The sequence below is a fragment of the Streptococcus parasanguinis genome (genome assembly GCF_015556095.1).
In the GTDB taxonomy this organism is placed as follows: Bacteria; Bacillota; Bacilli; order Lactobacillales; family Streptococcaceae; genus Streptococcus; species Streptococcus parasanguinis_Q.
In genome coordinates this window covers 25,984-39,471 of sequence record NZ_JADNLT010000005.1, presented here as the reverse complement: position 1 = coordinate 39,471, position 13,488 = coordinate 25,984, and the positions used below count along the sequence as shown (strand labels likewise).

Below are 13,488 nucleotides of genomic sequence, written 5' to 3'. Positions count from 1 at the left end.
CATTACCGGTGGCTAATTTTCTTAGATAGGAAATCGCCCATAAATTGGACCAGAACGATCAGAATGAGAATCAACAAGGTCGCTACAAAGATGACATCATTGTTAAACATGTTTTTCCCGTAGTTGATGGCTAAGGTTCCTAGTCCTCCTGCCCCAACGGCACCAGCCATGGCGGTTTCCCCGATCAAGGAAATGATGGTCACGGTTGTTACACGGATCAAATCTGGAAGCCCTTCACGAAGGTAGACACCGACAATATCCCAGAAGGTTGCCCCACTGGCTTGGGCCGCTTCAATCACACCACCATCCAATTCGGACAAGACCACTTGGACTTGGCGAGCAAAGAATGGAAAGACAGCTAGGGACAATGGAACAAGGGCTGCTGTAGGTCCGATGGTATTTTTCAAGAGCAAGTAAGTCAATGGATTAATAAAGGCCAACAAGATAATGAAGGGAATGGCGCGGAACAAAGAAGTAATCTTGTCCAAAATTTGAAAAACGATTCTATTTTCGATGACGCCACCTGGACGGGTCAAGACTAATAAAAGCCCTGTCACCAAACCTAAAAATCCACCAATAATGAAGGAAATAACGGTCATATAAAGGGTCAGGTAAATAGCGGTTCCCCAACCATACTGGCCAGACCACCCTAATTTATAGACATTTGGTAAATATGTTTGAATTAACTGGATCATGCTTTTCTCCCATCTTTCACAATAGTCACGGAAACTCCTGCATTTTCTAACTCAGCTTTGGCCGTTTCCAGATTTTGAGTTTCACCTGATAAGATGACCACCAACTCTCCAACAGGCGTGTTATCAAGGATCTCGATATTCCCAAATAAAATGTTGGCAGATACTTGGTACTGCTTGTAAATATCATTGATGATCGCTGTATCTGTTACAGAACCTGCATACTTGAGATGCGCTAAAATCGAATCATCTGGCAAGTTCTTAACAATCGCTTGTTGGTTGATTTTCACCATGGCTTCATCGATTCCTGTTGCAACAGTGATAAAGTCTTGGGTCAAGGCATTTTTCGGATTCGAGAAGATATCTAAAACAGATCCTTCTTCGATCAATTCGCCATTTTGCATCACGGCTACGCGATTGGCAATGTCTTTGACAATTTGCATCTCATGGGTGATCAAGACAATGGTTAAGCCTAGTTTTTTATTCAATTCTTGCAATAAAGCTAGAATTTGTTTGGTCGTCTTCGGATCCAGGGCTGAAGTTGACTCATCTGAGATCAAGATTTTTGGATCGTTGGCAAGGGCACGCGCAATCGCTACCCGTTGCTTTTGACCACCAGACAATTGGGCTGGGTAATTTTCTGCACGGTCAGCTAGACCGACTAGTTCCAACAATTTCGCCACTTTCTCATTCTTTTGTTCTTTGTTCAATTTAGAATGTTTAAGAGCGAAGGTAACATTTTCTGCGACAGTCATTTGAGCCATCAAGTTGAAGTGTTGGAAGATCATCCCGATATCCCGACGTTTCTCTCTTAGGGCAGCTGGTTTCAAAGTTACTTGATTTTGGTAGATCACATCTCCATCCACAGTGATGGTTCCGGTGCTAGGCACTTGCAAGAGATTGATCACCCGAACCAAGGTAGATTTTCCGGCTCCGGAATAACCTACAATCCCATAGATATCGCCTTCATTGATCTGAATGGTCACATCTTTGACAGCTTGAATCTGACGTTTCTTTTGCTGGAAGGTCACATCAATGTGGTCCAGCTGAATCATTGCTTTACTCATAACTTGCTATTAACTCCTTTATCAATTCAATATGGGTGTAATAATCGGCGATTTTCACATTTTCATCGCCCCCATGGTCACGGCTATTGGCATTACCAATTCCGAAGGCTGCCATAGGTACCTGCAAAGCCTCAAATACTGTATGCATTGGTCCTGTTCCCGCTGTTGTTGGAAGAACTGAAACCCCTTCTCTATAGAAATCTTTGGCTAGCCGAATGACATTTAAAATCGAAGGGGCACTCATATCACTTCGGTAACTCATTTCACCGAGAGTGTAGACCAATTCGACCTGATCATAGCCATTTTTCTTCAATTGTTGCTTGATCTTTTCTAAGACATCTTTGGGATCTAGTCCTGGAACCAAGCGCACCTCCATCTTGGCACGCGCCTCTGCTGGAAGAATCGTTTTGACACCTTGACCTTGGTAACCAGAACCAAAACCTTCAATATTCAAGGCTGGTTCAAAATAGAAACGGCGCAAGAATTCTTTCCGGTCTTCCTTCAAGACGGGGAGAGTAAGACCATAGGTTTCTGCAACATCTTCTGGGCCTTTGTTGGCATATTGTTCAATCAAAGCGAGCTCGCGTTCATTGGGTTCTTGAATCTGATCGTAAATCCCATCCACCAAGATTCGACCTTCTTTGTCACGTAGACTTGCAATGGCATTTAACAAATACCAGGAAGCAGAGTCTACGACACCACCATAGCTGGAATGGATATCCACTTCTGCACTCTTCACCACCATATCAAAGGTGACGATCCCTTTGCTACCACCAGAAATTTCCAACTGACCCTGATGATTTCGGGTACCTTGTTCCCACACTAAGAGGTCTGCCCCACGCAAGTGTTTTTTATGTTTAGCTAAGTATTTATCCAAGTCAGTCGATGCAGACTCCTCTGCCCCTTCGATGATAAAGGTGATATTGACTGGCAAATCGCCACTTTCACGAATGTATTTTCGAAGAGCTGTGAGACGAGCTGTGATATGTCCCTTGTCATCATCAACCCCTCGACCGTACATGGTCCCGTAATGAACCGATAAGGTAAAAGGATCTCCCGTCCAAGGTTGGTCTCCATCCGCTGGTACTGTATCATAGTGGTTATAAAAGATGATGGTTTTTGCGTCTGGATTTGGGGAGAAAAATTTGGCAATCACAAAAGGGGCTGTGTAGCTATCATCAACTTCGACTTTGGCTCCTGCAGCTGTAAAAATTTCCCCCAAATAGTTGGCCACTTCCTTGAGACCTACTTGTTGGGCAAAGATGGATTTTTTTGAAATCAAGGTTCGCAACACTTCAAAATAATGTTGTGCGACCTCATCATTTTCAAATTTACGGATTTGTTCCGCTTCTGTTGCAAAAGGCATGCATTCCTCCTAATACACGATAAGAGGTAGAGAATTGCTTCTCCACCTCCTTCATACACTTGAGATCAAATCTTAGAAGACTGGTTGGTCCATTCCTTCTGAAGATTCTTCGATCACTTTCTTCACATTGTCTTTGTGATAGGCTTTGATGATTTCTTTGATTGCTTTTGCTTTATCAGATTTTTCCCAATCTTTCTTAGCAGCGATCACGTTGTACCATTGTTTTGAGTTGTTGTCTTTCTTTTCAACATAGATAGCTTTTTTGAAATCAACGCCTGCTTCACGAACGAAGGTATTGTTGATGACTGCAGCATCTACTGATGGAAGAGCAGATGGTGTTTGTGAAGCATCCAATTCAGAAATCTTCAAATCTTTTGGATTTTCTTTAATGTTTGACACGTTTGCCAATTGACCATCTTTGGTATCCAATTTAATCAAACCTGCTGATTGCAAGACATACAAGGCACGGCTTTCATTTGTTGGGTCATTTGGTACGGCAATGGTTCCACCTTTTGGAATTTCTTTGATAGAAGTGTATTTATTTTTACCGTTTTCTGTACCAGAGTAGAGACGGATTGGAGCAATGTAAGTATCCGCTACAGAGACAAGCGCATCATCATTTTTAGAATTCCAGTTATCCAAGAAGTTGTGGTGTTGGAAAGCATTGATATCTACACTACCATCTTTTACAGCCACGTTTGGTTGTGAGTAATCTGTAAATTGGGTGAATTCCAATTTGATGCCTTTTCCTTTGAGGTTTTCTTCGACTGCATCCCAACGAGCTTTTTCAGTGTCGCTCAAAGTCATAACACCCACTTTTACAGTTGTTTCACCATCTTTGCTAGATGATTTTGAAGAACCACATGCTGCAAGAGCAAATGTTGCAATAGCTGCAAGAGCTGTTAAACCAAGAATTTTTTTCAATTTCATTTTGAAGTCTCCTTTAATTAAATATTATTCTTTAATATCTTTTGCTTCTGGTAGATAAACTCCACCAAAGTATTTTTTAGACAGTTTTTCAAGGGTTCCATTGTCATAGAGTTCCTTAATACGTTTGTTAACGAATTTTTGAAGCTCTTTATCCTCTTTTGCAATGATTGGATAAACATAAGGCTGTTGGTCACTTGGAAGCTCGATCACTTTCAAGTTGTCATAGCCTTGATCTCGAATGATGGTATCTACAGAAATACGTTCGAAGATCTTGTAATCGGTCCGTCCATCAGCTAGATTGGCCATGATGGTTTGAATCGTTCCATCTGTGTATTGCAAGTCAGTTGGATTATCTGAATGTTTTTTATTGAAATCTTCTAATTGTTTAGCAGTAGAGGTTCCTTGAACCACTTCTGTTTTCTTGCCACCAATGTCATCCAAAGATTTAATAGAAGAATCTTTTGGTACGACCAATACTAATGGATTGCGAGCATATGGATTTGGATAGAGGTATTTTTCTTCCCGCTCTTTTGAGTAACTAATGTTGTTGGCACCGATTTGGAAACGGTCACTATCTAAGCCAGCAAAGACTGAAGACCACTCTGTTTTGTTAAAGTTTACTTCATATTTGTCTGAACCTTTGAAGATTTCACGCAAAACTTCGATTTCATAACCTGTTAGCTTGCCGTCTTTTTCTTCGTAAGAGAATGGTTTTGTTGTTCCAACAGTCCCAATTTCAATGGTTTTCTTCCCACTGGCTGATTTACCAGATGAACATGCTACTAAAGCACTGGTTGCAAGGACTGCAACTAATCCTAAAGCAGAGTATTTAATGATTTTTTTTAGATTCATAGGATCTCCTTATTCGTTTCAGGCACATAAAACACCATTCTAAAAGTATTTTTTTTATTTTATCAAAAAAGCATTTACTTGCCTAATATATATTTTTTATGGAGGTGATAGTTTTTCTTTATCACACTTCTTTGGCTTTAAAATACCGCAATAAAGCTTGCGCATTTTCAACATAATAGGGAACCGATACCTCAAAGGCTGCATCATCGATGGTCATGTGATCATGATGGAGGTCTGGCGCATCCGGCTCTCCATTTGAACCGATAAAGGCAAAGACTCCAGGAATTCGTTCTTGGTAAAAGGCAAAGTCTTCTCCAGCTGTAGAAGGATTTGCTGGAATCACTTCAGCCAAGCCTTGTGAAGCTTCCCAAACCACTTTCGTCAATTCCTCATCATTAAAGGTAACGGGCGGTGTCACACCCCACTCAAAAGCCACATCTACTTCCAGACTTTCTGCAATGTGTCGAATGATGGAAATAAAATGTGCCTTCAAGTCTCTTTGCACACTTGGATTAAAGGAACGAATGGTCCCTTCAAAATAGCCTGATTTTGGGAGCACATTCCAAGTTGAGCCCACATCCAGGTGCGTAATGGACAAAACAGCTGTTTCAAAGGGAGAAACGGTCCGTGAAATTAATAATTGTACATTCTGAACCATGGTTGTGACGGCCGTTACAGTGTCAACTCCCAAATCTGGTCTTGCAGCATGGCTACTAACCCCTGTCACAGTAACCTTGAATTTCTCAACCCCTGCCATCATAGCTCCAGCATTCAAGGCAAGTTGCCCTGCTTTTAGCTGAGGAATGTTGTGAAAACCAATAATTCCTTGAACATCCTCCAACAGTCCTGTTGCCAAAACGTCAGAAGCACCTTCTGAAATTTCTTCTGCCGGTTGAAAGATCAAGCGTATTGTTCCTTCCAGCTGGTCTTCTTTTTCCTTGAGAAGAGCTGCTGCTCCTAGAAGACTGGTTTGATGAAAATCGTGACCACAAGCATGCATGACACCTGGATGTTGACTTTGGTAGGGCAGATTTGTTTGTTCCAAAATTGGAAGGGCATCGATATCTGCACGTAGCGCCACCACTGGTTTACCAGATCCAATTTCTGCAATCAGACCAGTTTTTAATCCACTCTCTAAAATACGAATCCCCAACTCTTCCAAACGTTCCCTTAGAAAGGCGGTTGTCTGGTATTCTTGACCAGACAATTCAGGGTGTTGGTGGATATAGTGGCGAATCTCTGCTAACTCTTCATAAGAAAAAGACACGAGCCTTCATCTCCTTTCAAACTTAAAATTATTTTATCACTAATAGGTGTTTCCGTCTAATTCTTGTTTCTTGGGTTTTGATATAGTTTCAAACTATAGACAAAAAACACTCCTAGATTTCTGTCCTAGGAGTGTCTTCTTCATGATTAAGAAAGATTTCCCTCGAATTTTTCCATAAAGCTATCACTATTATAGGCTTTTTCCACTTCCCATTTGCCATCTTTCTTAACAAATGTCAACTGGTAGTCGTATCGATCCGGCGTCGTCAAGGGGCGATCCGCAAGAGAAGCCATCATTTCCTCTCTATAGGCTTTGTTTTGAGCCTGATTGGCCTCAATGATACTCGAATAATCTTTCCGATGTTCTTGATAGAAGGTCTGCATGTGGTTTAAAATCGTCTTTTCCATGCTGACAGTCTCAGGATTTAGACTAATGACCACCTTGTCCGGGAGATATTGTTTAACCTTATAGGTTAATTTAGCGCGCTTTGCATTTTCCTTTTCATAAGCATCGATAAACTGGGTCACTTCTTCTTCTGGGAATTGGTAATCGTGTAGTTTACGAGTAAAATCAGCCGCAAATTTCGCACGGAAATCACTGGCTTCCTTTTTCAAATCAGTTCCCAAAACAAAAGCATCATCCTTTTTGACCTTTCGTTGGCCACTAAAGTAAACTTGATTGATGTATTCATCAGCTAGAAGGGTGGAATCTTCCACCTTGTCCTCATACTGAGAAGAATCCACCGCAAATTTTAGAGGCTTCGTTTTTTTATCAGAGCTATAGGTTTTTCGTTCATACTGCACTTCGTATTTTTTGCCTTTTTCGACTGGGAAGACAATATAGCCGGTTAATTTTTTATCCTGGGCCAACTGATCACTCTTGAGCAATTGGAAGGCTTCCGTTTGGTCATAAATTCCTGACTGCAATTTGACCTTGTTATTCTCCGCATCGTAAATGGTGATATCTGAATCTGACACGTTAATAGATTCTTTAGCAACATTCTTAAATTCTAATTGAAGGGCCAAATAAGTGCCGTCTTCTGAGTCATTGAGGACAGGCGGTTTGATGTATTGCCCTCCTTTTAGGCTCAGCTCTACTTGACCGTCAGATGCTGAGCTTTTTGCTGCTTTTCCCGTCTTTGATTGCTGCGAATTTGTCTTTTGAGCAGTGGTGCCACAAGCTACTAGACTCAAAGTCGCCACAGCAAATAGGGTCCATTTAAAAATCTTTTTCATCCTTATCTCCTTAAAAAAGTTTTGTTCTATTTTAACATCTTTTTCTATTTATGTATACGCTATATAGTGATAACTCTTCCCTGTCATAAAAAGGCTAAGACCTTCGTCTCAACCTTTTAACTAAAATATGATTGGTCTTGATTTTACAAGATGCCTTTTTCTTTTTGAATCATGAAATCCTTGAGGGAAATCAAGAGAACTGCAAGGAGGATCATGGCCATCCCAATCACATCAACCATAAAAAAATGCTCCTTCATAATGACAAAGGCAAAGAAAACTGCCGAAACAGGCTCAAAGGACGCCAGCAAGCTTCCTTTAACGGCTCCTACCAAAGAGGTTCCTTTCAGAAAGGCTGTATAGGCAAAAATCGTCCCAATAACCACCAAGCCAAAAAGGGCCATCCAGGTATCGAATCTGTAGTTTTCAGAAGAAGAGAGAAGACCACTAAAAGGGAGCATTAGGATTCCTGGAATAGCCATCCCAACTCCAATCACCAGCATGCTTCCCCATTTTTGAATTAAGTTCAGAGGTAGAATGATGTAAAGGGCATAGGCAAAGGCTGACACCACTCCCCAAGCCAAACCTTTGGGATTGATGGCCAATTGATTGAGTTGACCATGGGTTGCTATTAAGAATGTGCCACCAATCGCTAGAAGCATCGAAACCACTTCTGCTAGTGTAGGGGCCACCCTATCCATGATACAGGTATAGGCTAAAATTCCCACTGGACAGAGATACTGTAACACCGTAGCAGTCCCAGCATTGGTTTCAGCAATCGCCTCTAAATAGGTCAGCTGAGTCAATAACAATCCTAAAAAGGCAAAAACAAGGAGGGGGAGGTAGGAAGATTTATCTTTGACAAAGGCCAAAAACTTCTCCTTATCTGCAACGTAGGAAAGAAGAATAAGGACAATTCCAGAAAAAAGCAAACGGAGATTTGTTAACTCAATAGCCGAAAATCCATGAACCATTAAATATTGCCCGCTAACTCCGGATAGTCCCCAAGCGATCCCAGCAATCAAGGTCATGAGTGTTCCTTTCATCGTCTTTGACATAGTCCCCTCCCAAATCTGTTCCTTACTTTTATTGTATCATAAAAGGCCGAAACGAAACGTTTCAGCCTCATATATTTCATATAAATTTATTCGCTTATTCAGGTTGAACCAAGATCTTGATTTGAGATTTATCTTGTGTTAATTCAATAAATCCTTCTTCAACGATATTTTCCAATTTAATTTTCTTGGTAACCAATTTTTCAGCAGAGAAGTAGCCTTGTTCCATCAATTCCAACACTTTAGGGAAGATATGACGGTAGGCAATAATTCCTTTGAGAGATTTTTCTTGGATAGCGAATTCATTTGGATTGATGCTAGCTTCACGTTCCCAGATAGATACGACCATACATTCCCCAGCTTTATGAACAGCTGCCAAGGCTTGACCTAAAACAACTGGAACCCCAGTCACTTCATAAGAAACATCTGCTCCACCACCTGTTAAACGATGGATGGCTTCGACGATTGTTTCTCCTTCTTCTGGGCGAACAACGATTGCTCCCAATTCTTCCGCTTTCGCTTGGCGTTCAGGAGATAATTCAACCGCATAGATTTTTGATGCTCCTGCTGCACGAAGGGCTTCAACAATCAAAAGACCGATTGGACCCAAGCCAAAGATAACGGCTGTATCCCCAGTTTTCAATGCAGATTGACGAACGGCATAAACAGCCACAGCTGCAGGTTCTGTAAGCGCAGCTTGTTCATAGCTCAAGCCATCTGGAATCACATGAACCAAATCCCCATCAAGGACACAATATTTGGCAAAACCACCATCTGCAGCAAGGCCGACAAAGTTCAAGTTTGGATCAAGGTTATAATCACCAATCAAATTGTGCTCTGCAAGAATTGGTTCGATAGTGACACGATCGCCAACTTTGACACGAGTCACATCACTTCCGACTTCTACAATTTCACCAGAGAATTCATGTCCCAAAGTGACCGGTGCTTTTTGACCAGAATACACATGTTCTTCAGTTGGGATGAAGATCGGTCCATCCAAATATTCATGCAAGTCCGTACCACAGATCCCTGTGAACTTAACTGCCACTTTTACTTGATGTGGTTGTACTTCAGGTACTTCCACTTCTTCGATACGAACGTCTTTTGCTGCATGCCAGCGAGCTGCTTTCATAGTAGCCATATGATGATCTCCTTGTTTTCACCTTTTTTGTTTTCTTTTCAGGAAACTTTATATTTAAAATTGTAAACGTTTTCCTTTTGTTTGTCAAGGAAAAACTGAAGATGAAAAAGAGCAGCCCTTTGACTGCTCCTTCTTATTTCTTCTTGATCCGAGAAGATTCCAATCTCCACCCAACAATCCAACCAAGGACTAGGAGATAATTTTCAAGCGCACCGATCCCATTGACCGGCAGATGATAGTGAAAATAACTGAAGAGATGATTAGTACCGATCCCAAGCCCACCTAGGATCAAAGCCAATAGAACCGTTCGAAGATAAAACCAATCGTATTTGAGATTGACAGCAATCAGGATCACAAGGACCGCCACATTCCAAATCCCAATCTCCCGTTGCCAACCGACAGAAATACCATATCCCGAATGACTTCCCATATAGGATGGAAAGAATAGCTGGAAGATAATCGCTCCAGTCATGGCGATGATAACCAGGACAAATAAGACTCTTAAAAATTTGTTCATGTAACTCCTCCTAATGCCAGTTGATATGTAATGGTCTTTCCTATTCTAACACAATTTTATGGATAGTAAAAACCAACCTCTCGGCTGGTTTTTTCTCTATTACTCTTCTTTCAACTTCGCCAATTCTTGAGCAAGTAACTTGAGGGCTACTTGTGGGTTGGCTTGACCTTTGGTTGCTTTCATGAGGAAGCCTGTAAAGGCCTTGTCCGCATTCCGTTTCCCTGACTTGAAGTCAGCTACGGCTGCTTCATTGTCTGCAAAGACTTGGTGGATGATTGGTATCAAGACTTCAGGATCTGAAATCTGTACCAGACCAGCTTTTTCGACGTATTCACGCGCGCCGCCACCGTTTTTCGCCAAGTGAACGAAGACTTTCTTGGCAATCTTAGATGAAATGGTTCCATCTTCGATAATGGCAATCATTTCAACCAAGTTTTCTGGTGTCAATTGGATTTCTTCCAGCGTTTTGCCTTCTGCGTTCAAGAATTGTGCGACTTCACCTTGGAGCCAGTTAGACACTTGTTTGGCATCGCCACCAAGGGCTACAGCTGCTTCAAAGAAGTCAGAAGTGACTTTCGTCGCTGTCAATTGGTTGGCATCATAGTCAGACAAGCCAAGCTCTGCCACATAGCGAGCCCGACGGTCTTTTGGAAACTCTGGCAACTCCGTACGCATTTCCTCAATCCACTCATCTGAGATTTCAAAGAGTGGTAGGTCTGGTTCTGGGAAGTAACGATAGTCCGCTGCCCCTTCTTTAACACGCATAAGAATCGTACTCTTATTAGCTTCATCATAACGGCGTGTTTCTTGACGAATGACCCCACCTGAACGCAAGATTTTCGCTTGGCGCTCCACTTCGTATTCAAGACCTTTACGGACGTTTGAGAAGGAGTTCAAGTTTTTCAACTCCGTCTTGGTACCAAATTCCTCTTGGCCGTATGGGCGAAGGGAAATGTTGGCATCCACCCGCATCGATCCTTCTTCCATCTTGACGTCTGAAATACCAGTGTATTGGATAACTTCTTTGAGGGCTGTCAAATAGGCGTAGGCTTCTTCAGGAGAACGCATATCTGCTTCAGAAACGATTTCGATCAACGGCACTCCCTGACGGTTGAGGTCTACATAAGAGAAACCGTCTGTTCCGTGGGTGTTCTTACCAGCATCTTCTTCCAAGTGGGCCCGTTCAATCCCAATTTTCTTAGTTGAGCCGTCTTCCAATTGCACTTCAATCCAACCGTTGTAACCGATTGGCTCGTCAAATTGCGAAATTTGGTAGGCCTTTGGATTATCAGGGTAGAAATAGTTCTTCCGGTCAAAGTGCATGTGCTGATGGATATCCATATTCAGCGCCAAAGCAGCCTTGATACCAGCATCCACAACACCCTTGTTCAAGACAGGAAGCACCCCTGGGAAAGACCAGTCAATCACATTGGTATTGGCATTTTGCTCGTTCCCAAAGTGAGCAGAGGTTGGTGAGAAAATTTTTGAGTTTGTATTCAATTCAACGTGGACTTCAAGTCCGATGACTGTTTCAAAGTTCATTAATTGTCACCTCCGAAAATAAGGGGTTGTTGCTTGTGGTAATCCGTCGTAGCTTCAAAGGCAGCTGCAGCTTGGTAGATGGTTTCTTCAGAATACTTAGGACCAATCAACTGCAAACCAACTGGAAGACCTTGCGCAAAACCTGCAGGAATCGAAATCCCTGGAAGGCCTGCCAAGTTGACTGGAATGGTCAAGAGGTCAGCCAAGTACATGGCTACCGGATCATGGTTGAGCGAATCCAAATCAAAGGCTACGCTAGGAGCTGTTGGACCAAGGATAAGGTCGTAATCCGCAAAGACTTTTTCGAAGTCTTGGATAATAAGGGTACGGACTTGACCAGCTTTCTTGTAGTAAGCATCGTAGTAACCAGATGACAAACTAAAGGTACCCAGCATGATACGGCGTTTGACCTCATCACCAAAGCCTTGGCTACGAGTGTTCACGTAGATATCATCCAAGTTTTTAGCATCTTCTGCACGGAAACCATAGCGAATCCCATCGAAACGTTGCAAGTTTGAAGAAGCTTCAGATGAAGCGATGATGTAGTATACGGCAACTCCGTATTTAGAATGAGGCAAGCTGACTTCTTCGACAGTTGCTCCCAATTTTTCAAAGTGTTTGGCCGCTTTAAGGATAGTTTCTTTGACTTCTGGGTCAATCCCTTCCCCAAGGTATTCCTTCGGAAGGGCAATCTTCATGCCTTTAATGTCTTGACCAATCTTAGAAGTATAGTCTGCTACGCGCACTGGCGCTGAAGTTGAATCTTTATCATCTTCACTGGCAATAACATTAAGCAAGAGCGCATTTTCCTTAACCGTTGGTGCAAACGGCCCAATTTGGTCGAGTGAGCTACCAAAAGCAATGAGACCAAAACGGGAAACTGTTCCATAAGTTGGTTTGAGACCAACAATCCCATTAAAAGCAGCCGGTTGACGGATAGAACCACCTGTATCTGAACCAAGGGACAAACGGACTTGACCTGAAGCGACAGAAGCTGCTGAACCACTAGAAGATCCACCAGGCACCTTGCTGTGGTCCCATGCATTCTTGGTTGGTCCATAGTAAGAAGTTTCACCAGATCCACCCATGGCAAATTCATCCATGTTGGTCTTTCCGATGACAATCATATCTTTGGCTTTGGCATTGGCAACCGCTGTCGCATCAAAGATTGGCTCGTAGTTATAGAGCATTTTTGAAGCCGCAGTTGTCAAGATACCATCTGTTGAGATATTGTCTTTGACAGCGAGTGGAATCCCTGACAGGAGGTTGTCTGCATCGATTCCTTTTTCATCAATGGCCTTGGCTTGTGCAAGAGCTGCTTCTTCGGCCACCGTTACAAAGGCATTAACCGCTTCTTCACGCGCCTTGATATCGTCCAGCGTTGCTTGTGTCAATTCGGTTGCCGAAATTTCCTTAGAGACAAGGAGGTCGTGCAACTCTTCAATGGTTTTATGGTTGAATGACATTAGGCATCTCCTCCATCTTCTAGGATAGCTGGTACCTTGATGTAGTAGTTATCTTTTTCAGGTACATTTTTAAACAAGCGGTCTCGGTCAGTCCCTTTTTCAGCAACATCCGGACGCAATACAGTCTTACGATCCGCCATGGTCGTTGTTGGAGCAACGCCTGTTGTGTCCACTTCTTCCAACAATTCCACCATGTCGACAATTTTAGACAAGGTTGTCGCAAACTCAGCTGTCTCTTCTGGAGAGAATTTCAATTTTGAAAGATTGGCAACGTGGGTTACCTCTTCTTGCGTTATTTTCATCTTGCTTCCTTTCGTGAAATGATGATTTTTCAATACCCTCTATTTTACCATAATTTAGC

The 13,488-nt window shown here is 42.3% G+C and carries 13 protein-coding genes; all 13 read right to left on the bottom strand.

Translation table 11 applies throughout. The annotated features are described in order from the left end of the window. Positions 1-2 precede the first annotated feature (2 nt). Entirely contained in the window at positions 3-695 is a 693-nt protein-coding gene (locus I2E70_RS06250) for a methionine ABC transporter permease (protein ID WP_129299796.1), read from the bottom strand. After that, on the bottom strand, positions 692-1,759 hold the full coding sequence (locus I2E70_RS06245; RefSeq protein WP_195424009.1) for a methionine ABC transporter ATP-binding protein: 1,068 nt from the start codon (positions 1,757-1,759) through the stop codon (positions 692-694). The genes I2E70_RS06250 and I2E70_RS06245 overlap by 4 nt, the downstream gene beginning before the upstream one ends. Continuing rightward, complete coding sequence (locus I2E70_RS06240; protein WP_009731554.1) at positions 1,752-3,125, bottom strand: M20/M25/M40 family metallo-hydrolase; 1,374 nt, start codon at positions 3,123-3,125, stop codon at positions 1,752-1,754. The genes I2E70_RS06245 and I2E70_RS06240 overlap by 8 nt, the downstream gene beginning before the upstream one ends. Positions 3,126-3,197: 72 nt before the next feature. Next, positions 3,198-4,055, bottom strand: a complete 858-nt coding sequence (locus tag I2E70_RS06235) for a MetQ/NlpA family ABC transporter substrate-binding protein (RefSeq protein ID WP_195424006.1) — start codon at positions 4,053-4,055, stop codon at positions 3,198-3,200. Positions 4,056-4,079: 24 nt separating this feature from the next. Beyond that, entirely contained in the window at positions 4,080-4,907 is an 828-nt protein-coding gene (locus I2E70_RS06230) for an amino acid ABC transporter substrate-binding protein (RefSeq protein WP_195424003.1), read from the bottom strand. A 121-nt stretch (positions 4,908-5,028) separates the two neighbouring features. Further along, a complete protein-coding gene (locus I2E70_RS06225) occupies positions 5,029-6,174 on the bottom strand; it encodes an amidohydrolase (RefSeq protein WP_195424000.1) in 1,146 nt (381 codons plus the stop codon). A gap of 146 nt (positions 6,175-6,320) precedes the next feature. Continuing rightward, positions 6,321-7,409 (bottom strand): DUF4352 domain-containing protein, encoded by a 1,089-nt coding sequence (locus I2E70_RS06220; protein ID WP_195423999.1) that lies wholly within the window; start codon positions 7,407-7,409, stop codon positions 6,321-6,323. Between the two features lie 143 nt (positions 7,410-7,552). Then, positions 7,553-8,464, bottom strand: a complete 912-nt coding sequence (locus I2E70_RS06215; protein ID WP_195423997.1) for a DMT family transporter — start codon at positions 8,462-8,464, stop codon at positions 7,553-7,555. A 94-nt stretch (positions 8,465-8,558) separates the two neighbouring features. Then, the gene (locus I2E70_RS06210; RefSeq protein WP_195423995.1) at positions 8,559-9,602 is read right to left on the bottom strand and encodes a 2,3-butanediol dehydrogenase; all 1,044 of its coding nucleotides are present in this window, start codon (positions 9,600-9,602) and stop codon (positions 8,559-8,561) included. Positions 9,603-9,735: 133 nt separating this feature from the next. Next, the gene (locus I2E70_RS06205) at positions 9,736-10,119 is read right to left on the bottom strand and encodes a hypothetical protein (RefSeq protein WP_003005450.1); all 384 of its coding nucleotides are present in this window, start codon (positions 10,117-10,119) and stop codon (positions 9,736-9,738) included. A gap of 99 nt (positions 10,120-10,218) precedes the next feature. Beyond that, a complete protein-coding gene (gatB, locus tag I2E70_RS06200) occupies positions 10,219-11,661 on the bottom strand; it encodes an Asp-tRNA(Asn)/Glu-tRNA(Gln) amidotransferase subunit GatB (protein ID WP_003005611.1) in 1,443 nt (480 codons plus the stop codon). Beyond that, entirely contained in the window at positions 11,661-13,127 is a 1,467-nt protein-coding gene (gene gatA / locus I2E70_RS06195; RefSeq protein WP_031572932.1) for an Asp-tRNA(Asn)/Glu-tRNA(Gln) amidotransferase subunit GatA, read from the bottom strand. Before gatA ends, gatB begins: the two co-directional genes overlap by 1 nt. Then, positions 13,127-13,429, bottom strand: a complete 303-nt coding sequence (gatC, locus tag I2E70_RS06190) for an Asp-tRNA(Asn)/Glu-tRNA(Gln) amidotransferase subunit GatC (RefSeq protein ID WP_002884769.1) — start codon at positions 13,427-13,429, stop codon at positions 13,127-13,129. The genes gatA and gatC overlap by 1 nt, the downstream gene beginning before the upstream one ends. Positions 13,430-13,488: the final 59 nt, after the last annotated feature.